This window comes from Shimia sagamensis (assembly GCF_900182745.1).
GTDB classification, from domain to species: domain Bacteria; phylum Pseudomonadota; class Alphaproteobacteria; order Rhodobacterales; family Rhodobacteraceae; genus Shimia; species Shimia sagamensis.
Map to the genome: position 1 here is coordinate 867,613 of NZ_FXTY01000001.1, position 20,593 is coordinate 888,205.

The 20,593-nt window shown below is 56.1% G+C and carries 14 protein-coding genes; 9 read left to right on the forward strand and 5 right to left on the reverse strand.

Translation table 11 applies throughout. The features are described from left to right. Window positions 1-25: 25 nt before the first annotated feature. Both recQ and yaaA read left to right on the forward strand, forming a co-directional pair. Window positions 26-2,065, forward strand: coding sequence for a DNA helicase RecQ (gene recQ, locus QOL67_RS04075; protein WP_283424659.1), 2,040 nt, complete (start codon window positions 26-28; stop codon window positions 2,063-2,065). 27 nt (window positions 2,066-2,092) lie between these two features. Next, complete coding sequence (gene yaaA / locus QOL67_RS04080; RefSeq protein WP_283424660.1) at window positions 2,093-2,866, forward strand: peroxide stress protein YaaA; 774 nt, start codon at window positions 2,093-2,095, stop codon at window positions 2,864-2,866. Here the strand turns inward: yaaA and QOL67_RS04085 are convergent. After that, complete coding sequence (locus QOL67_RS04085; RefSeq protein WP_283424661.1) at window positions 2,851-5,040, reverse strand: response regulator; 2,190 nt, start codon at window positions 5,038-5,040, stop codon at window positions 2,851-2,853. The two genes, yaaA and QOL67_RS04085, sit on opposite strands and share 16 nt — an antisense overlap. Before the next feature lie 157 nt (window positions 5,041-5,197). Between QOL67_RS04085 and QOL67_RS04090 the strand changes: the two genes are divergently transcribed. Both QOL67_RS04090 and pbpC read left to right on the forward strand, forming a co-directional pair. Next, a complete protein-coding gene (locus QOL67_RS04090) occupies window positions 5,198-10,636 on the forward strand; it encodes an alpha-2-macroglobulin family protein (protein WP_283424662.1) in 5,439 nt (1,812 codons plus the stop codon). A gap of 1 nt (window position 10,637) precedes the next feature. Continuing rightward, window positions 10,638-12,677 carry a penicillin-binding protein 1C gene (gene pbpC, locus QOL67_RS04095; RefSeq protein WP_283424663.1) on the forward strand — a complete coding sequence of 680 codons (2,040 nt, stop codon included), beginning with the start codon at window positions 10,638-10,640 and terminating at the stop codon, window positions 12,675-12,677. Between the two features lie 124 nt (window positions 12,678-12,801). Here the strand turns inward: pbpC and QOL67_RS04100 are convergent, their stop codons facing one another. After that, window positions 12,802-13,977, reverse strand: coding sequence for an acetyl-CoA C-acyltransferase family protein (locus QOL67_RS04100; RefSeq protein ID WP_283424664.1), 1,176 nt, complete (start codon window positions 13,975-13,977; stop codon window positions 12,802-12,804). A gap of 160 nt (window positions 13,978-14,137) precedes the next feature. Between QOL67_RS04100 and QOL67_RS04105 the strand changes: the two genes are divergently transcribed. Then, the gene (locus QOL67_RS04105; RefSeq protein ID WP_283424665.1) at window positions 14,138-14,695 is read left to right on the forward strand and encodes a helix-turn-helix domain-containing protein; all 558 of its coding nucleotides are present in this window, start codon (window positions 14,138-14,140) and stop codon (window positions 14,693-14,695) included. Between the two features lie 4 nt (window positions 14,696-14,699). On the opposite strand, the gene QOL67_RS04110 is transcribed toward QOL67_RS04105, so the two are convergent. After that, a complete protein-coding gene (locus QOL67_RS04110; RefSeq protein WP_283424666.1) occupies window positions 14,700-15,227 on the reverse strand; it encodes a hypothetical protein in 528 nt (175 codons plus the stop codon). Window positions 15,228-15,466: 239 nt separating this feature from the next. Between QOL67_RS04110 and QOL67_RS04115 the strand changes: the two genes are divergently transcribed. Continuing rightward, window positions 15,467-16,654 carry a glycine C-acetyltransferase gene (locus QOL67_RS04115; RefSeq protein WP_283424667.1) on the forward strand — a complete coding sequence of 396 codons (1,188 nt, stop codon included), beginning with the start codon at window positions 15,467-15,469 and terminating at the stop codon, window positions 16,652-16,654. A 14-nt stretch (window positions 16,655-16,668) separates the two neighbouring features. Continuing rightward, window positions 16,669-17,697 carry an L-threonine 3-dehydrogenase gene (tdh, locus tag QOL67_RS04120; protein ID WP_283424771.1) on the forward strand — a complete coding sequence of 343 codons (1,029 nt, stop codon included), beginning with the start codon at window positions 16,669-16,671 and terminating at the stop codon, window positions 17,695-17,697. 13 nt (window positions 17,698-17,710) lie between these two features. On the opposite strand, the gene QOL67_RS04125 is transcribed toward tdh, so the two are convergent. Together QOL67_RS04125 and QOL67_RS04130 are read right to left on the reverse strand one after the other, a co-directional pair. Next, complete coding sequence (locus QOL67_RS04125; RefSeq protein WP_283424668.1) at window positions 17,711-18,166, reverse strand: MarR family winged helix-turn-helix transcriptional regulator; 456 nt, start codon at window positions 18,164-18,166, stop codon at window positions 17,711-17,713. Continuing rightward, window positions 18,153-19,301, reverse strand: a complete 1,149-nt coding sequence (locus tag QOL67_RS04130) for an Acg family FMN-binding oxidoreductase (protein WP_283424669.1) — start codon at window positions 19,299-19,301, stop codon at window positions 18,153-18,155. Before QOL67_RS04130 ends, QOL67_RS04125 begins: the two co-directional genes overlap by 14 nt. A gap of 217 nt (window positions 19,302-19,518) precedes the next feature. On the opposite strand from QOL67_RS04130, the gene QOL67_RS04135 reads away from it, so the two are divergent. Both QOL67_RS04135 and QOL67_RS04140 read left to right on the forward strand, forming a co-directional pair. Continuing rightward, window positions 19,519-19,794 carry a hypothetical protein gene (locus QOL67_RS04135; RefSeq protein WP_283424670.1) on the forward strand — a complete coding sequence of 92 codons (276 nt, stop codon included), beginning with the start codon at window positions 19,519-19,521 and terminating at the stop codon, window positions 19,792-19,794. A gap of 60 nt (window positions 19,795-19,854) precedes the next feature. Beyond that, window positions 19,855-20,472 carry a GNAT family N-acetyltransferase gene (locus QOL67_RS04140; protein WP_283424671.1) on the forward strand — a complete coding sequence of 206 codons (618 nt, stop codon included), beginning with the start codon at window positions 19,855-19,857 and terminating at the stop codon, window positions 20,470-20,472. Window positions 20,473-20,593: the final 121 nt, after the last annotated feature.

A 20,593-nucleotide genomic window follows, 5' to 3' on the forward strand; every position in this document is an offset into this window, starting at 1 on the left:
GGTTGTCCCATCAAAAAGGTGAAGAATGCAGGCCGCAGCCACGGTTCTGAGCGATGTTTTTGGCTTTGACGCCTTCCGCCCGGGACAAGAAGATATCGTGGAAGCTGTCACACGTGGTGACAATGTGCTTGCTATCATGCCGACCGGCGGTGGCAAATCTCTGTGTTTTCAACTTCCTGCCCTTATTCGTAGTGGCGTCACTGTTGTGATCTCCCCTTTGATTGCGCTGATGCGGGATCAAGTGCGGGCATTGCGCGAGGCAGGCGTTGAGGCCGGAGCGTTGACCTCAGGCAATACCGAAGAAGAAACCGCACAGGTTTGGGATGCTCTTGATGCTGGCCGTCTCAAACTTCTCTATATTGCGCCCGAACGTTTGGCCTCGGGCGCTGCGCTGGGCATGTTGCGTCAAATTGGGGTTGGCCTCATTGCCGTCGATGAGGCGCATTGTGTCAGCCAATGGGGCCATGATTTTCGGCCCGACTACCTGCGTATTGGAGAATTACAGCGGGCGCTAGATGTGCCAATTGCGGCTTTTACAGCCACAGCTGACGCTGAAACCCGCAACGAAATTGTCGAGCGCCTCTTTGGTGGCGTATCGCCGCAAACTTTCCTGCACGGGTTTGACCGGCCCAATTTGCATTTGACCTTTGCGACCAAAGACACACCACGCAAGCAAATCTTGCAGTTTGCTGGGGCCCGCAAAGGGCAGTCCGGAATCGTCTATTGCGGTACTCGCGCCAAAACCGAAACCTTAGCCAAAGCGTTGCGAGAGGAAGGCCATCTCTCGCTCCACTACCACGGCGGCATGGACCCACAGGAACGCCGTGATACCGAAGTTCGATTTCAGCGCGAAGATGGCCTGATTGTTGTTGCCACTGTCGCGTTTGGCATGGGGGTTGATAAACCTGACATCCGCTGGGTTGCGCATGCCGATTTGCCCAAGTCGATCGAGGCCTATTACCAAGAAATCGGTCGTGCAGGACGGGATGGGGCTCCGGCCGAAACGCTGACATTGTTTGGTCCAGATGATATTCGGTTGCGCCGCTCTCAGATTGATGAGGGTTTGGCACCTCCCGAAAGGCGTGCGGCGGATCATGCACGCCTGAATGCACTACTGGGTTTGGCGGAAGCTCTGGAGTGCCGCCGCGTGAACCTGTTGCAATACTTTGGCGAAACCGAAGTCACATGTGGGAAGTGCGATCTTTGTGATACACCGCCAGAAGTGTTTGACGGAACAGTCGCAGTGCGCAAAGCTCTGTCTGCCATTTTGCGTACAGGGGAATGGTTTGGCACCGGTCATCTGATTGACATTTTGCTTGGCAATGACACTGACAAAATACGTGAACGTGGGCATGATACTTTGCCAACTTACGGTGTTGGCACTGAGTATGATAAACGCCAATGGCAAGCGGTTTTCCGGCAAATGATGGGCCATGATTTAGTGCGCCCCAATCCGGAACGTCACGGCGCGTTGACTATGACAGATCGTGCAAGGCCAGTGTTGCGGGACGAGGAGACTGTGCAGCTGCGCAGAGACACCATTCGCGCCACCTCGCGGAGGCCTGCGGCCAAAACGCTGGTGAGTGAGGAAAACGCGCCTTTGATGTCGGCGCTAAAGGCCAAACGCCGCGCCTTGGCTGAAGCAGCCAAAGTTCCAGCTTATGTAATTTTTCCGGACCGAACCTTGGCCGAAATGTCAGAAGTGCGGCCCACAAACTTGGACGAAATGGCTCGAGTTAACGGGGTCGGGGCCAAAAAACTGGCCAATTACGGCGATGCATTTCTTGAAGTGATCAACGGCGAGGCAGAGCAAATGCACCCGAGTCGTCGCAAGATAGCGGGCCGACAGGATGCGGATCTCTACGATTTGCTCCTGGAAGCTCAAACCAAGTTGCTCCGAGGTCCCAACGGGATCGACAAACCGATGAGCTGTTCCGCTGGCCTTTTGGCAAAAATCGCAAGCGTCAAGCCCCGCGACGCCCAATCCATGGAACGCCTTTTGGGCGACCGCCGTGCGGCCCGGTTCGGGGATGCGTTTCTGGACGTGTTGCACGATGCCACTTAAACAAATTCAAGAGATGAGGAGCGTTCGATGCTTGTTGTGATTTCCCCTGCCAAACGATTGAATTGGGATCCGGTCGCAGGTCCAACAACTTCACCTGAATTTCAGGAAGATGCAGTGCGTTTGGTCAAAACCGCGCGCAACCTCACCCTGACCGAGCTGCGCAAGCTGATGGATCTAAGTCCGGACCTTGCAAAGCTAAACCGGGATCGTTTCAAAGCTTTCGAAGCGGTGCCAGGTGCGGAAGTCACTCGGCCTGCGGTCCACGCTTTTGCGGGTGATACCTATGTTGGTTTGAACGCTGCAAGCCTTGAGCAGGACGAAATGAATTGGGCGCAGGATCATTTGCGCATTTTGTCAGGTCTTTATGGCGTGTTGCGTCCGCTGGACGCTATGCAGCCTTACCGCCTCGAAATGGGCAGTCGCCTAAAGACACGACGTGGCAAATCCCTTTATGACTATTGGCGACAGGTTCCGGCAAAAGCTCTGCGGGACCAAGCGGACGAGATCAAGACCGATACGCTCGTCAATTGCGCAAGTCAGGAATACTTCGGCGCGGTGGATCCCGGAGCATTGAAGTTACGTGTAATCACGCCTGTCTTCATGGAAGACCGCAATGGTTCCGCAAAAATCGTTTCTTTCTTTGCCAAAAAGGCGCGAGGCAGCATGGCGCGCTATATCATCCACAATCGGTTGCAAGACGCCGAAGGCCTCAAAGACTTTGACTACGGTGGGTATCGTTATCAACCAGACATGTCAGAAGGCGACCGGTGGGTATTCTTGCGGGACTATCCTGAGGCCTGACGCAACAATTCTTCTGTTTTGGGGAACGGATCCGCCGTTTCCCCGGAATAGATTTCTGCAATCACATTAAAGATTTCCTTCTTTCTCAGCGGTTTGGTCAGGTACCTGTCCAGCCCGTGTGAAAGAATGTGCTCCTCATCGCCTTCATTGGCCAATGCTGTTAGCGCGATAATCGGTGTGTGTTTGTTGGATGCCTCTTCCAATATACGTATCTTTTGCGTTGCTTCTGTTCCGTCCATGCGGGGCATGGAAATGTCCATGAAGATGAGGTCAGGTGCGAAGGTCTGGAACTTCTCGACAGCTTCGACGCCGTCGTGTGCAAACTCCAAATCGATCTCCAATGACTTAAGGAGCTTCTCAAGTACCAGGCGGTTGGTTTTGTTATCCTCCGCGGACAAAATTCGCATCCGGCGTTTGGTAGACCGGTGCTGGAGTGACGGGTGTGAGCGTGCCGCGCTCGCCGCTTTGGCAATTCCCAGGTTCAACTCCGCCCGGGATCCGGGTTTCTGCAAAATCGCCTTCACAAGCGAGTCTTTTTCCATGCCGGCAAAAGCTTTCAGATCACCCGAAAGCGCCAGAATGGGCGTGGTGATTTCCATCTTCTGCAGTTCGGTTCCCAATTCACGTGCGTTGATGCCGGACGGTGTGTGATCCGCAAGGATCAAGTCTACATGTGGTGCCAGAAGAACCACCTGTGTCTGGTCTGTACAGATTGTGACGGTTGCTCCCATCTGCTCAAGTTGCTTGCGAAGCAGGTCGCTGTTCACTTCCATATCTGATGCCACCAACACATGCTGAACATTGTCCGGCAGCGGAATCGGGAGTTGGTCGCAATCCTCTTCGATTGGCATTGAGAGGCGGAATCCAAAAGACGTGCCCTCATCCACGACAGAATCGACCCAGATCTCTCCAGACATCAAGCTGACCAATTGTTTGGTGAGCGCCAGGCCAAGCCCAGTTCCCTCAAATTCACGGTTTTGATTGGTGTCGACCTGATTAAACTCACCGAAGATATGGTCCAACTTTTCTTCCGGAATACCAATTCCGGTGTCTTGAATGGTGACATGAATCACCGCTTCGGAGCCGTCATTGGTGATGACGCCAACAACTTGTACTTGAACGTGCCCGTGGTGTGAAAACTTGACACCATTGCCAACCAGATGCGTCAGAATTTGGCGCATCCGGCCAACGTCACCCACAAATTTCGTGGGCAGGAACAAGTCGTAATCCACCAACAGTTCCAACCCTTTCTCGCGGGCGGAAACTTGATGGAGTGTCATAACTTCGTGGATGCAGCGTTCCAGATCAAACGGCTCCGCGCGTAGGTCGACGTTTTCGGCCCCCAATTTAGAATAGTCGAGCACGTCATTGATGATCGACAGCAGTGCCTCACCTGAGTTTTTGATCGTTGACGCAAACAGCTTTTGTTCTTCGCTAAGCGAGGTGTCCATTAGCAAGCTGGCCATGCCAACAACCCCGTTCATTGGGGTGCGGAGTTCGTGGCTCATGTTCGCCAGGAAGGCGGACTTTGCTTGACTGGCTGCTTCGGCTTCTTGCCGAGCATGCTGTAACTCTGCTTCTTTTCGAACGGAATCGGTGATGTTGAGCGCGAGACTGGCACGGTCTTCGCCGTGATCGCGTTGGTCAATGAGTTTCAAGAACTCTTCATTCCACAATCGAACAATCACAGGTTCGGGCTCGTTGTCGTGCCAGCGCTGTTCCATCATGTTACACCAGTCGTCTGGAGAGGTGTCTTCTAAAATAAACAACCCTTCATGGGCGGCAAATGCCATGATTTCTTTATAGTTAATGCCTGGCTTGATGTGATCCGCGCCTTCAAAAATCGCCAGATAAGCGGGATTTGCTGCGATCATCTTGCCTTGTGCGTCAAAGAAGGCAAATCCGTCGCGGATCGTGGCAATCGAATGCCAGAGCCGGCGCTCTGCTTGGTCCGCACGCTCTTTTGCTGTTTCCAGATCGTGCCGGACTTTTTTGTTTTCATTGACGACGGTTTGGTATTCCGCGCGGGTCTCGACAATCTCGTTTGACAGCTGCGCAGCATGCTTGCCGAGCTTGCGGTTGGCTGCATAAAGCTCGCGCTTTTTCAGCTCCAACAAGCGTTCGGCCGCCAAACGTGCCCGTCTTTCGTCAGCGAGTTTTTGCGCGAGCGACATACGCCGATCCCTAAATCGTCTATTCCGTTGTTCGTGTTTTCTCAAATGTCCATGAATATCTGCTTAATCAGAGGCGGGTTGCCTCAGGCTTTTCTTTCCGTTGCCAAGCCTGTGGGGCACATGGCACCATTGCATCATTGATTGATGGAGAAGCTTCATGTTTCGTTTTCTATTGGCTGCATTTTTAACTGTGAGTTCAGGTTCGGCTTTTGCCGAGGACACATTTGTTCCGGACCGACGTATTGTCGTGAGCCGCGATGTGGATTTCTACGGATCGGACCTGCAGAATCTCTTCGATACCACTTACGAAGCATGCGTTCAGACGTGCCTGGCCAATTCAGACTGTGTCGCTTTTACGTTTAACAAAAAGTCCAACGCCTGCTTTCCAAAATCTGCAGTAAGTGATCGTCAGCCATACGAAGGTGCGCTCTCTGCGGAAGTCTTGGACACACCACACGGTATCCATCTGTTGGCAGCAGGTCGTGCCGAGGGTCTTAGTTTTCTAAGCGAGACGGATTTTGAGCGCGCCAAGGATTTGGCCGCCAATATTGGCCGCTATCACGCCGGTGGCCCTTGGTCTGTGCAGGAGATGCTCGATGCCGCAAGGGATCGTCGTGCTGAAGGGAATAACCAGAGTGCAATGCGCTGGACTGGGGGGGCTTTGGCCAAAGCGGACCGAAGTGATTTGTGGCACGAATACGCGCGCCTAAATGCAAACCTGAAAAGCAACAAATCGTCGGAAATGCGCACATATCAAGAGCGGGCGTTTTTAGGCAGCATCAACGCCTTTCTGCGAGCGGAGGATCGTGCACAGCAAGTTAACGCTTTGATTGTGATGGCGGACCAGCTTGAAAGCCAAGAACGTGGAAAATCCGTTTTACGCAGTCTGCGTTTGGCGGAAACCATTCAACCCCGCACTGATATTGAGCGCCGACTTGAAGTTGCGATTGGCAAATACGGGTTCCGTGTTTCTGAACATGTGGTGGAGAGTGATCTAAAAGATCCGCGCATCTGTGCCGAGTTTAACGAGCCTTTGATCAAAGTTGGCCAAGATTATGGGCCTTTTGTAAAACTCCCTGATGCTCGCATGGCATTGCAAATTGAAGAGCAGCGGATTTGTGTAGAAGGCCTTACTCATGGCCAACGTTTGGAAGTTACCTTCCGCGAAGGATTACCGGCGCAAAGCGGCGAAACACTGATCAAAGATATCACCCTAAATGCCTATGTCCGCGACCGTAGCCCCAAAGTGGGTTTTGGCGGTCGTGCCTATGTGCTCCCCCGTGGTCCGGAGGCGGGATTGCCAATCGAAACTGTCAATTTGGATGAGGTTGAGTTGACCCTGCAGCGGGTGAATGACCGCAACATCCTGCGGGCGATTCAGGACAGCTACTTTGGCCAGCCTTTGAGCTATTGGCAGGTAGACGACTTTGCCCGTGATGTGGCCGAGACAATTTGGACCGGCACCGGTGACGTGCAAAACACGCTCAACCAAACGGTGACAACGCGCCTGCCTATGGCGGAGCTTGTGGCCGGGCAACCTGCCGGGGTTTACGCGCTGACGGCTGATCTTCCGGGGGCTGATAAATACGATGAGACCTCGGCGACGCAGTGGTTTTTGCTGTCCGATATTGGACTGACCAGCCTGAGCGGAACTGACGGGTTGCACGCCTTTGTCCGCCGCCTTTCGGATGCGACAGCAATGAAAGACGTGAAAGTGTCCTTGATATCCCGCGCCAATCGCGTGCTTGGGGCAGGTGCCAGTGATGTGGAGGGTTATATCCGTTTTGACGCGGGCCTCACACGGGGAACGGGTGCTCAGGCACCTGCGCTCTTGATGGTGGAAAGCGGTGAAGACTTTTCGTTCCTCTCCCTGACTGACCCCGCCTTTGATCTGTCAGATCGGGGTGTTGAGGGTCGACCTGCGGCCCCTCCAATTGATCTATTTGTCACGACTGATCGGGGGGCCTATCGTGCCGGCGAAACCATCCATGTGACCGCGCTGGCGCGTGGACAGTTGGCAGAGGCCCTTCCTGCTTTGCCTGTCACGGCGGTCCTTTCGCGTCCTGATGGCGTTGAGTACAGCCGCGAGGTTTCCGCGGAAGGCACGGCTGGCGGACACGTATTCGACATGCCATTGGGCACAACGGTTCCAAGGGGTCGTTGGACTCTCGAACTAAAATCTGACCTTGATGCGCCTGCTCTTGCGACGGCGAGCGTTTTGGTCGAAGATTTTCTGCCAGAACGCATAGATTTTGACATGATCCCGCCGGAAGGACCGTTGATTGACGACAATCCGGAGGCGCTTAGACTTGAAGCGCGGTATCTGTTTGGTGCCCCAGCGGCGGATTTGGACGTCGAAGGCCAACTGACCCTGCGGGCGCAGTCAGAGGTCGAAGGTTTTGAAGGGTACCGATTTGGTCGATACGACACACCCTTCTATGGCCAAACGGAATACTTCTACGGTGATGTCACAGATGCAGAGGGTAAGGTTGAACTATTCCTGCCGCTGCCAGCCCAAGAGGCCGCAGGGCGCGTCTTGGCGGCTGAGATCTCTGTACGTGTGCTCGAGGGCTCCGGTCGCCCCGTGGAACGCAGGCTGTCTCATCCGGTGGCCGCGCAAACAGCTCTGATCGGCATCAAGCCTAAGTTCGAGGACGATGTTGTGCCTGAGGGCGGCACCGCACGGTTTGACCTGCTGGCTTTGTCACCAGATTTGGCACGGACCGAGATGCCCATCCAGTGGACCGTGAACCGTGTTGAAACACGCTACCAATGGTATCAGCTTGGCGGCAGCTGGGAGTGGGAACCAACCACCCGACGCACGGCCGTAGCAAGTGGTGCCGCAACGCTGGGTGTCAGTGATATTGAGGTTAGCGCGGATGTCGATTGGGGGCGCTACGAGATTGTTGTGGAACAAGATGGTGGTGATTTTGTTTCCAGCGCAATCGAATTCTACGCAGGTTGGTACGCGCCTGTGGATGCCACGGAAACACCGGATACGTTGGAATTGTCGCTCGACAAAGACATGTTCCGAAGTGGTGAAACCGCGCAGCTCCGTCTTGTGCCCCGCTTTGCTGGAACGGCGCTGGTCTCGGTAATGTCCAACCGATTGATTTCGATGCATGCGGTGGAGGTGAGTGAAGGCGAAAATGTCATTCCGCTTCCAGTTACGGATGAGTGGGGCGCAGGTGCCTATGTGACCGCGTCGGTTATTCGTCCTGCAGATGTGCCGGCCGGAAAGAACCCAGCGCGGGCGTTGGGTTTGAGCTATGCAAAAGTTGATCCAGGTGCGAAGCAGCTGACTGTAGAAGTGAATGCGCCAGAGCAAATCTCACCGCGTGGAACACTTGATGTGTCTCTCAAGGTTGCGGGTATTGCGACAGGAGAAACTGCTTATGTCACGTTGGCAGCAGTTGACGTTGGCATTCTCAACCTTACCGGCTTTGCGAGCCCAGATCCGTCTGAGCACTACTTTGGTCAGCGCCGCTTGGGTATGGAAATCCGCGACATTTATGGACGTCTGATCAACGGTATGTCCGGATCCATGGGGGCTTTGCGGTCCGGTGGTGACGCAAATGCTGGTTCTAGTTTTGACTCGCCGCCGCCAACCGAAGAGCTGGTCGCTTACTTTAGCGGCCCGGTTGAAGTTGGTGCCGATGGCACAGCGCAGGTGCAATTTGACATTCCGCAGTTCAATGGTGCGGTTCGACTGATGGCTGTGGCTTGGTCAGCAACCGGAGTCGGGCAAGCAGAGAAAGATGTGCTTGTGCGTGATCCCGTTGTGGTTACTGCGAGTTTGCCGCGGTTCCTCGCGCCCGGGGATGAAAGCCGTCTGTTGTTGGAGTTTGTACACGCCGAAGGACCATCTGGCCGGATGGGACTGGATGTTGTGGCAAGCGGAGGCGTCGTTTTGGAAACGGGCCAGGTTCCTTCAGGGTTGGCTTTGGAAACAAAGGGATCTGCAAGGTTGTCTTTGCCCCTTGTCGCGCAAACCGTCGGGGATCACGTGATCAACGTTGCGTTGACCACGCCGGACGGCAAATTGCTCACCAAAACTTTGACGCTGCCTATCCGAGACAACAATCCGGAGATCAGTGAGACACGTCAGGTTGTCCTTGCCAACGGTGAAACGCTGACCATAGGAGGCGATCTTTTTGCGGAGCTGCGAGCGGGCACAGCGGAGGCTGTTTTGTCCTCTGGCGCCTTGGCCCGGTTTGATGCGCCCGGTTTGATGCGCGCCTTGGATCGATACCCCTACGGCTGTACCGAGCAGGTGGCTTCGCAGACATTGCCACTTTTGTACTTCGAAGATGTGGCGGATGCACTGGGGTTGGTGGCAAGCGAGACCTTAGACACCCGTATTGCTGAGGCCATTGAGCTGGTGCTCACCCGTCAATCCAGTAACGGTGCCTTTGGCCTGTGGCAGCCTGCTTCTGGAGACTTCTGGCTGGATGCCTACGTCAGCGATTTCTTGTCTCGTGCCAAATCCCAGGGCCACACAGTGCCTGATATTGCTTTCACTCAAGCAATGAACAACTTGCGCAATCGCGTGAACTACGCGCCAGATTTTGACAAAGGTGGTGAAGACCTCGCCTACGCATTGATGGTTTTGGCACGCGAGGGCGCCGCAAATATGGGAGATTTGCGTTACTACGCAGATGTCAAAGGGAATGCCTTTGCCACCCCGCTTGCGGCGGCGCAGTTGGGGGCGGCCCTTGCTTCCTATGGAGATCAAACCCGGGCTGACTACATGTTCCGTCGCTCTGCACAATTGATTGAAGGGCGGGCGCAAAAGACAGAGGGTCCGCTGTGGCGTGTGGATTATGGCACCAATTTGCGTGATGCTGCCGGGGCGCTGACCTTGGCAGTGGAAGCGGGGAGCGAAGCTATAGATCGCGATACGCTTCTCACTTTGGTGTCAGCACCGGAGCATGACATGTCCACACAGGAGGCTGTCTGGTCTTTGATGGCGGCACATGCGCTCATTGAGGATGAGGTGTCCAACACCTTAAGCTTGGATGGGGTTGCGCTGAATGGCCCATTGTTGGAGCGTTTGTCTGCCAGTGATCTTTCTTCTGAGATTGTTCTGAAAAATGAAGGAGATAACGTGCAGGCGGTGACTGTCACCACTGTTGGTGTTCCGACCTATCCGATCCAAAGTGGCGGCTACGGCTATCAGATCACACGCCAGTATTTCACCATGGAGGGCGCGGAGGCCACCGGTGCAGAGGTGGTGTCTGGTGATCGGTTTGTCACTGTTCTGACAGTCACGCCGTCCAGCAAAGTTGGCGCACGTCTGATGGTCAATGATCCGCTGCCTGCGGGATTTGAAATCGACAATCCAAACCTTCTGGCGAGCGGTGATGTCCGGGCATTGGAATGGTTACAGCCAACCTATGCCGAACACAGCGAGTTCCGCTCGGATCGCTTCCTGGCTGCGGTGGATTGGCAGTCGGATAAAGCCTTTAGACTGGCTTATGTCGTGCGTGCAGTGTCGCCCGGTACGTACCATCACCCGGCTGCGTCCGTGGAGGATATGTATCGTCCACAATACCGCGCCAACACTGACGCGGCCAGTCTTGTTGTGACCGAGTAGGATGCGGTTTGCGCCATTTGTCCTAGTTGCTGCGCTGCTTTTGGCAGCCGCCGTGCGGGATGGCGTGGATCGATGGATTGTAGAAACCGACTTGCCTAACCTGCTCACGGACACATCTGTGCAAGTGGTTGATCGGGAAGGTAAACTGCTGCGGGCGTACACCGTTGAGGATGGACTGTGGCGCATGGGCAGCCCGCTTGCCGCGGTCGATGACAGCTATATTGATATGTTGGTTGCTTACGAGGACCGGCGGTTTTGGTTGCATCGCGGAGTCGATCCTTGGGCGGTGATGCGAGCGGTGTACCAAGCTGTTTGGAACGGCGAAGTTGTTTCCGGTGGCTCAACACTGACAATGCAAGTTGCGCGTTTATTGGAGGATTCTGGCACCGGCGCTTGGCAGGGGAAGCTGCGGCAGGTTCGGTTGGCATTGGCGCTGGAACGGCAGTTGAGCAAAGAGGAAATTCTCACGCTTTATCTGTTACACGCGCCGTATGGTGGGAACCTTGAAGGGGTGCGCGCGGCGACATTGGCATGGTTTGGGAAAGAGCCGCTGCGGTTGACACCAGCCCAGTCGGCTCTCCTGGTTGCCTTGCCGCAAAATCCCAATGACCGGCGCCCTGATAGGCATCCCAACGAAGCTACAGAAGCGCGCGAGCGGGTGTTGCAACGTGCTGTTGTTGCAGGGGTTTTGTCTGACGATGCCGCTACTGCTGCGTTGATGACACCAGTTCCAAATCAACGGCGGGAGTTCCCTAGCATCGCGCCCCATATGGCTGATCGGGTGGTGGCGGCACGTCCGGAGGCAGTGGAGCATCACGTAACTTTGGAACGGGACTTGCAACTGTCTCTGGAACAGCTGGCCGCAAAGGCCTTGCGTGGGTTAGAGGATCGCGTGTCTATCGCCATGGTGGTGGCGGATCATCACAGCGGGGAAATCTTGGCTTCAGTGGGGTCGGCTGGGTTTTCCAGTGGCGATCACCGGCAGGGGTTTGTCGACATGACGCTGGCCAAACGCTCGCCCGGATCTACGCTTAAGCCATTGGTCTATGGTCTTTCTTTTGATCAGGGGCTGGTTCATCCGGAGACGCTGATCGCCGATGCGCCGGTGCGGTTTGGCACCTATGCACCGCAGAATTTTGACGGGCGGTTTCGGGGCGAACTGCGCGTGAGAGAGGCTTTGGCTCAATCGTTGAATCTCCCTGTTGTATTGCTGACGGATGAGATTGGTCCGGCCAATTTGATGGCGACGATGCGCAAAGCCGGCACGGTGCCAGAGGTGCCCGGTGGGGTGGCTGGATTGGCTGTTGCGCTGGGTGGCGTGGGGCTGTCGCTGGAGGAGTTGGTGCAGCTTTATGCGGTGATCCCTCAGGGCGGATTAGCGCAGGAGTTGCATTGGCAACCCGAGGAGATAACGCAAGAAAGACAACGGGTTATCAGCCGTTCAGCGGCGTGGCATTTGGGAGACATTCTGTCAGGGATATCGCCGCCAAAAGGGGCATCACGCAATGGCTTGGCCTTTAAAACCGGGACGTCTTACGGGCATCGCGACACTTGGGCGATTGGGTTTGACGGGCAACATGTGGCGGGGGTCTGGATTGGACGGCCTGATGGCACACCAGTGCCCGGGGCGTTTGGCGCAGAAGTGGCGGCGCCGGTGTTGTTTGAGGTGTTTCAGCGTATCGCGCCGGAGCTGACGCCCTTGGGGCCGCCGCCGCCGGAGACATTGATTGTCAGCACCGGTCAACTGCCTGAACCGCTTCGGAAATTTCGAGGTCGCAATGCGCTTTTTGAGAAACCAGAAGATGCGCTTGCAGTGGCGTTTCCACCTGACGGAGCAACGCTTGAAGGGGGCAACAGCGAGGTCATCCTGAAGGTCAAAAATGGGGCGTTGCCTTTTACGGTGCTCACCAATGGCGCGCCGGTTGTGCAGCAAAGTCGGATGCGGGAGATGGTGGTGCCGCTGACTGGGAAAGGCAGCGCGACGGTGACGGTGATAGACGCCAAAGGGGCATCAGATCGGGTCACGTTCTGGGTGAATTAACCCTTATTTGGCCCGTCGGTATAGCGTCGGTATCACGGCTGTTTTGCAGCTGTTTTGCGACAGTGCTAAATGTGGCAAGGCCAAAGGCGTTAACCTTTGGCCTCACGCTGTTTTGGGAAAGCTATCAGATACGCTCAATAGCGATGGCGATGCCCTGACCGCCGCCGATGCACATGGTGATCAGGCCTTTGGAGCCGCCGGTGCGGTCGAGCTCGTACATGGCTTTCACAGTGATAATCGCGCCGGTTGCGCCAACCGGGTGGCCTAGGGCAATGGCACCGCCATTTGGGTTCACTTTGGCTGGATCAAGACCGAGACCTTTGTTCACCGCAATCGCCTGTGCAGCGAAAGCCTCGTTGCTTTCGATCACGTCAAAATCAGTGATCGCCAGACCGGTTTTGGCAAGCAAGTTCTTCACGGCGGGAACCGGACCAATACCCATGACCTCTGGGCGCACACCGGCGTGGGCATAGCCCAAGACCCGGAACCGGGGTGTCAGGCCAGCTTTCTCGGCGGCTTCGGCACGGGCCAAAACAATCGCGCCAGCGCCGTCGTTGATGCCCGAAGCATTGCCTGCGGTGACGCGGCCGTCTTTCTTGAACACGGTGCGCAGCTTGCCAAGGCTTTCCATGGTGGAGGCGGTGGGGTGCTCGTCACGGGCAAAGGGCACCATGTCACGGCGCACTTTTACGTCGATTGGCACAATCTGATCGTCGAAGTATCCGGCCTCGATGGCGGCGGCGGCGCGTTCTTGAGACGCCAGCGCAAAAGCGTCCATGTCTTCGCGGGAGACATCGTGCTCATCCGCGACGTTTTCGGCAGTGATGCCCATGTGGCCGGTGCCAAACGGGCAGTTCAGCGCGCCCAGCATCATGTCGAGGGTTTTTACGTCACCCATTTTCTGGCCCCAGCGCTGCGACTGCATGATGTAGGGGCTGCGAGACATGTTTTCTGCACCACCAGCGACGGCAAAGTCTGCGTCGCCCAGCATCAGAGACTGCGTGGCGGAGACAATGGCTTGCGCGCCGGAGCCGCAGAGGCGGTTTACGTTCATGGCTGGTGTGGTGTCCGGGATACCCGCCTGCATGGCAGCCACGCGAGACAGGTACATGTCCCGTGGTTCGGTGTTGATCACATGGCCAAAGACGACGTGGCCAATTTGACCACCTTCTACGCCGGCGCTTTCCATAGCTGCTTTGGCGACTGTTGCGCCAAGGTCGATGGGCGCTGTGTTGGCCAGTGCGCCGCCAAAGGTGCCAATGGCGGTGCGGGCGCCGCCGAGAATTACGATGTCCGACATCTGTCGTCTCCTCATGAAATCGTGTTGGGCACAGTATGCAGGTGCAGCAAAGTGGAGTCAGGTGGAACGGTGCGTCACAGTTGGCGCGCCCGTAGTCCTACGTAGGGTGACACATTTGTGCTGATTGACAAATGGGCGGGGTTCACCGCATCAGTGAGGCATGGATAACGACTTGCCGATCTTGGATCTTTTGCCTGCGCGGTTGCGGGAGGCGCGGCGTGCACAAGGCCTGTCTCTGGATGCGGTTGCAAAACTGTCGGGGGTAAGCCGCTCTATGGTGAGCCAGATCGAGCGCGGCGAAAGCAGCCCCACGATTGCGACCTTGTGGAACCTGACGCGCGCCTTGCAGGTGGATTTTGCCGGGCTGCTGGATGCGGATGCGGGCGATAAGGTGGACGTGTTACGGGCCGGTGATGTGCCACGGTTTGACAATATGGGACATCTTTGTCTCATTCGGATTTTGTCGCCGCCTGAGGATGTGGGCGGGCATGAGGTCTACGACATTACGTTTGAGGCCGGGGGCAGTTTGAAAAGCGCGCCGCACACTCGTGGGGCGACCGAGCAGTTGACGGCATTGTCCGGCGCTGTGCGGGTGACAAGCGGCACGGCGACACAGGATTTGGGCGAAGGCGACACGGCGCGTTATGCAGCCGATGTGGCGCATGCGATTGAGGCGACAGAGGCTGCGCGGGTGTTTTTGATTGTGAAGAACGCTTGAGGGCTTAGGGGAAAGATTGCCAACCGCCCCACAGCACGATGCCTGAAAAGGTACTCAAAAATAGTACTGCGATTATCCCCAGCCGACGCCGCTGGTTGATTTGGGTGTGGTAGCAGATCATTGCTGAAATCGGGTAGATAGGTATCGCGACGCATGCAATGAGGCCCAGTAATTTAGGGATTTGGGTTTGGTTTGCACTGAGCGAGAATAGCGTTAGGCCGCCCAAAGTGATGGGCGATAAGCCCCAGTTTCCTATTGGAACTATGGCCGCCAAACCTAGTGAGAGTAGAATCCGTGCCCGGCTTGGTCGAAAAGAAAAGCTTGGATTATTGACGGAGTGCCTGACGAGCCAAACGACCAAGCTGATGCCGGTTGCCAGCAGAACTGACATGAAAAATGCAGCTACGATTGATACGGGCAGCGCCGAACCATCTATGTGCTGGGGTCTTCTGAGAAAGAGATGAAGGGAGATTATCAAGATCGAAAGGAACGCAACAAACAGAAGCGACTTTTGCAAATTTTTGGTGCGCAACTTCGGCCTCCTTGCTCCCAATGCCAAGAAAGTCGGTGCAATTTTGGGGAATGGCAAGTGGTGAAAGCACTATTTGGTTGTGTGTGTTCTACGAGCGCAGCCCGCGCTAAAGAAGTGTGCTAGGCTCACTACAAAGCCAGTTTCTTTAATCGCGGATTTTTGTCCGCTATAGTGAATTTCCCTCTTCACGGACGCAAATCCGTTATGATAGATGATTGTCCATCATTATGGAGAACCCCATGTCTGACGCCTTTCTGAACGATATCCGCGACACGCTCACAATCATCGAGGCCGAGGGGCTGATGAAAAAGGAGCGCATGATCACCTCGCCACAGGGCGGGGAAATCAAGGTGGGTGATCGGGAGGTCATCAACCTCTGTGCCAACAACTACCTGGGATTGGCGGACAATCCGGCTCTGATTGCGGCGGCAAAGGATGCAATGGATCCACGTGGGTTTGGCATGGCCTCGGTGCGATTTATCTGCGGGACACAGGATATACACCGCGAGCTGGAACTGAAGCTCGCCAGCTTTCTGGGTAAAGACGATTCGATCCTGTTTGCCGCCTGCTTTGATGCCAATGGCGGTTTGTTTGAGCCGCTTTTGACCAAGGACGACGCGATTGTGTCGGACAGTTTGAACCACGCGTCGATCATTGATGGCATCCGCCTGTGTAAGGCCAAGCGCTATCGCTATGCCAACAACGATATGGCGGATTTGGAAGCGATGTTGCAGCACGCCCGCAATGAAGGCGCGCGGCATATTATGATTGCGACGGACGGGGTGTTTTCCATGGACGGCTATCTTGCCAACCTGCCGGAGATCACACGCTTGGCCAAAGAATACGGCGCGGTGGTGATGGTGGACGACTGTCACGCAACCGGGTTTATGGGGCCTAATGGCGCCGGGACGCCGGATCACTTTGGTGTGGATGTGGATATTCTGACCGGCACGTTGGGTAAGGCGCTGGGCGGGGCGATTGGGGGATACATTGCCGGGCCGCAGCCGGTGATTGACCTGCTGCGCCAACGCGCGCGGCCGTATCTGTTTTCGAACTCCTTGCCGCCCAGCATTGTGGCGGCGGGGTTGGAAGCAATCCGGTTGGTTGAGGACGGTGCGGAGGACCGGGCGCGGTTGCGGGAGAACGCGCAGTATTGGCGGGCGGGTTTGGAAAAGCTGGGCTTTGACATTCTGCCGGGGGAACATCCGATCATTCCGGTGATGCTGGGCGAGGCGCAATTGGCGCAGGACATGGCGGCAAAGCTGTTTGAGGAAGGGGTTTATGTGTCCGGCTTCTTCTTCCCGGTGGTGCCAAGGGGGCAGGCGCGGATTCGCACACAGATGAACGCGGCGCTGACGCGGGATGAATTGGACCGGGCGCTGGCGGCCTTTGGTAAGGTGGGCAAGGCGTTGGGGATCCTCTCATGAGCAAGCCCAACACGATGACGGCATTGGAGAAATCCAAGCCTGAGGACGGGCTTTGGATGGTGCAGGCGCCGGTGCCGGAGATTGGGCCGGATGAAGTGTTGATCAAGGTCAACAAAACCGGGATTTGCGGCACGGACATTCACATCTGGAACTGGGATGACTGGGCCAGCGCCACGGTGCCGGTGCCCTTGATCACCGGCCATGAGTTTGCTGGTGAGATTGTTGAGATGGGCCGCAATGTTGACGGGCTCAGTATAGGTCAGCGCTGTTCCGGTGAGGGGCATGTGGTGGGTCATGAGAGCCGACAGGCGCGGGCGGGGAAGTTTCATCTCGATCCCGGCACGCGGGGGATTGGCGTGAATGTGCAGGGAGCGTTTGCGCAGTATTTGCGCCTGCCAGCGTTCAATGTGGTGCCTTTGCCGGATGACATTCCTGATGAGATTGGCGCCATTTTGGATCCGCTGGGCAATGCGGTACACACGGCGCTGAGCTTTGATTTGTTGGGCGAGGATGTGCTGATCACCGGCGCGGGGCCAATTGGGATCATGGCGGCGGCGGTGGTGAAACATGCGGGCGCACGGCATGTGGTGATCACGGATATCAATCCGGCCCGGCTGGCGCTGGCGGAGCACGTCGTGCCCAATGCGCGGGCAGTAAATGTGGCCTCCGAAGACCTGAACGACGTGATGCATGAGCTTGGCCTGAAAGAAGGCTTTGATGTGGGGCTGGAGATGAGCGGCTCGCAGATGGCGCTGGATCAGATGGTTGAGGCGCTGGTGATGGGCGGCAAGATTGCGCTTTTGGGCATTCCGCCAGGGAAATCGCCGGTGGATTGGTCACGCATCGTGTTTAAGGCGATCACCATCAAAGGTGTCTACGGCCGAGAGATGTTTGAGACCTGGTACAAGATGATTGCGATGTTGCAAAACGGGTTGGATGTCAGCCGGGTGATCACCCATGAGATGCCAGTTGGGGATTTTAAGGCGGGCTTTGCGGCGATGAAGTCAGGCAAGTCGGGCAAAGTTGTACTGGATTGGCGGTAACGGCGCGGTCGCCTCAAACGTCCCGACGTTTGTCCAAGAAGGCGCGGATCTCTTCCAGTAGTGGCAGCGCTTCGGCAATGCGCTCTGGCGGGAAATGCTCTGCCACATCCATCATATCGGGGCCAAGTGCGGCAATGGCGTCCGCGCGGAACTGACGCCCGGCATCGGTCAGCATGACACATTTGGACCGTGCATCTTTGGGATTGGGTTCCTGTATGATCAGACCGGCTTTGCTGAGGCCAGACAGGGTATGTGTCAGTGAGGTTTTGGGCACTTGGAGCGCGGTGGCGATGTCCATCGGTGTGCGGCCGTCGCCCAGTCGGGTCAGGTGATTGAGCACAGTGAAATGGGACACCAGAAACCCGTCAGGAAGACGGGTTTCAAACAGGCGGCTTGAGAGCTGATTGATAATCCCCACTTCATTGAAGAAGCGAAACAAAGTTCGAACTGTCTGCTCAGGTTTGGGCAATTTTTGCCTCCAAAGGCCAGCGTGGACTCGGCGCCACTTGGGGACCGTATCCGATACGTCCCAGCATTTGAACCGTTCCGCCGGTTGGTGCAAGCCGGTTGTGAATGGTGTGATGGGCGCTGTCCATTTCGGGGTATTCTTGCAGCACTTGGCTCAGCGGTTGCAGGCCAAGGCCCAGAGCGGTCGTGGCCAGATTGACGCGCACCCAGTTTTGACCCGCGCGGATTTGGTCGACCCGCGTGTTGGCTTCTGTAACCAGCCAGATATGCCCCATGGCGGTGTCGGTGTTGGCAAAGACCGCATCCAAACCAGCCTTATAGGCCGTCGAGGAAGTGTCGGTTGCGGTTTCACGGGTGAACATGCCGGTGAGATGCAGCGATTCAAACAAAGGGCCGGAGAAGTCGATGCCATCGGGGTTGGCGTTGACTTCACGATGGCCGATGCGGAACAGATCCACACTTTCCTGATAGGTGTTAGGTGTTTCGACTTCGATCTGGAGCGCGGTGTGGGTCAGCTCCCGCAACTCCGCGATGTCCTGCGCATCCACTGATCCGCCAAACCGCACACTCGCGTCAACTACGTCGGAGACATGTTCGAGTGCGCTGGGCGCAACTGAACGAGACGTATCAAAGGGCTCTTTGTTGGAGCGACGGGACATCACGTATTGGAACAAGGGGTCGGGTGTTTGCGTTGGGTCTTTGGCAAAAGTCGCGTGGGCAATGGGGCGCGTGTCCAGATGTGTCTCATCTTGGCCTTCTGGGAAGAGTGTCAGATCAACCCGATAGCCATCTTGCGCTGCGGCCATGCGCATGACTTCGAGAAAACACCCCAGACCAATGGTGATTTGACGGTTCAGAGGATCTGTTTCGGGCAGCAGTTTGTCCAAATCGGCATAGAGGCTGAATTCTCCGTCTGCCGACAGGTCAACAATCCAGGGCTGTCGGTTGTGTGGGTTTGGCGCAAGCAGCGCAAAAGACAACGCTTTTTTACGCGGATCTTCATAGGTGCCAGCCAGAACCCAGGGCGCGATGGCCTGGTTGGGGAAGCGTGTCACAGAATATCCGGCGGAAGCTGCCGCTGCGGTGATGATGCCACCGCCAATAAGGGCGAGAGATTTTCTACGTGAAATATTCATTTAGGACCTCATTTGTTCGATGTCGTACTATTTAGTGCGATATCGAACAATGTCAAGCTTCTGAAAAGACCGAGGACTCAGGTAAATTTAACAAGCGAACTATTGAAATTTGGCGCAACGGTTCCCATTTACGGATTGAGGAAAGGGGACACTGTCCCGCCTCCGAGACGCCAAAGCCAAGGCACTCGTCACCGCTCCGATTGAGGAGACTTCTGAAATGCTCATTGCCCTTTATGTCATCCTTGTCATCGCTCTACCGGCAGCCATTGGGGCGCAGTTGGTGATGAAAAATATCAATCGCAAAGACCCTGTTGGCGGGTTCATGTTGCTGCTGCTGGCGGCTGTGCCAGCGCTTGCGTATGGGCTGTATGTTCCGGAAGGTCTCATAATGGATTTCCGGTTTGATCTGGGTGGGCCTGGTGCCTATGGATTGGGTGTGATGATTGGTGCCGCGGTCGGCGCGTTTCAGCGCTGGGCGCCACAGCGCGTCTGACAGCGCTCGCGAGATGCGCGTTAAGGTGGTACAGCAGTCCTGTGTTTTAGGAGGTAGGACATGGCTGTGATCCGACAAGCAACACAGGCTGATCAAAAACGATTGTATGAGGTGGTGGTGCAAACCGGCAAAGCCGGGAACGATGCGACACCGCTGTATCAAGATCCCAAAATGCTCGGACATATTTACACGGCGCCTTACGTGGTTTTGGCGCCGGAATTGGCGTTTGTGGCTGAGATGAACGGGCAGGTTGAAGGTTATGTTTGCGGCGTTGAAGACAGCCGCGCGTATGAAACGCAACTTGAGGCAGAGTGGTGGCCCGCGTTGCGGGAACGGTATCCGGCACCGGATGAGGCGCGGCGGGATACGTGGACCGAAGATGAGCGGCGGGCGAATTGGATACACAACGCCCTACCTACGCCGGACTATGTAGTGGCGTCGTATCCAGCGCATATGCATATGAATTTGATGCCTGCGGCGCGCGGAGGTGGGCTTGGACGGCGGTTGTTCGATACGTGGTTGCAAGCGGCGCGGGCGCGTGGTGTAGGGCCGGTTCACATTGGGGCTGACCCAAAAAATGACGGTGGCATTGCTTTTTGGCAGGCCATGGGCTTTGAGCGATTGCGCCAGCCGGATGGCACGTTTTCTGCAACCAGTGTTTGGATGGGACGCCTATAGTCGGGCGGCGGTATGGATCGACAGTTGGGATCCAATATACATTGATCCAATATTTGTTGGGGCAAGACGAGGGTCTTGTTTGCGCTGTCCGGTCATCCTAGGGTGCATGGCGCTGAGTGAA

Bases quoted from the DNA above. Each gene is read 5' to 3' on its own strand.
- yaaA (WP_283424660.1), top strand. From the start codon at position 2,093: ATGCTTGTTGTGATTTCCCCTGCCAAACGATTGAATTGGGATCCGGTC.
- QOL67_RS04085 (WP_283424661.1), bottom strand. From the start codon at position 5,040: ATGTCGCTCGCGCAAAAACTCGCTGACGAAAGACGGGCACGTTTGGCG.
- QOL67_RS04140 (WP_283424671.1), top strand. From the start codon at position 19,855: ATGGCTGTGATCCGACAAGCAACACAGGCTGATCAAAAACGATTGTAT.
- QOL67_RS04100 (WP_283424664.1), bottom strand. From the start codon at position 13,977: ATGTCGGACATCGTAATTCTCGGCGGCGCCCGCACCGCCATTGGCACC.
- QOL67_RS04130 (WP_283424669.1), bottom strand. From the start codon at position 19,301: ATGAATATTTCACGTAGAAAATCTCTCGCCCTTATTGGCGGTGGCATC.
- pbpC (WP_283424663.1), top strand. From the start codon at position 10,638: ATGCGGTTTGCGCCATTTGTCCTAGTTGCTGCGCTGCTTTTGGCAGCC.
- tdh (WP_283424771.1), top strand. From the start codon at position 16,669: ATGACGGCATTGGAGAAATCCAAGCCTGAGGACGGGCTTTGGATGGTG.
- recQ (WP_283424659.1), top strand. From the start codon at position 26: ATGCAGGCCGCAGCCACGGTTCTGAGCGATGTTTTTGGCTTTGACGCC.
- QOL67_RS04135 (WP_283424670.1), top strand. From the start codon at position 19,519: ATGCTCATTGCCCTTTATGTCATCCTTGTCATCGCTCTACCGGCAGCC.
- QOL67_RS04105 (WP_283424665.1), top strand. From the start codon at position 14,138: ATGGATAACGACTTGCCGATCTTGGATCTTTTGCCTGCGCGGTTGCGG.
- QOL67_RS04115 (WP_283424667.1), top strand. From the start codon at position 15,467: ATGTCTGACGCCTTTCTGAACGATATCCGCGACACGCTCACAATCATC.
- QOL67_RS04090 (WP_283424662.1), top strand. From the start codon at position 5,198: ATGTTTCGTTTTCTATTGGCTGCATTTTTAACTGTGAGTTCAGGTTCG.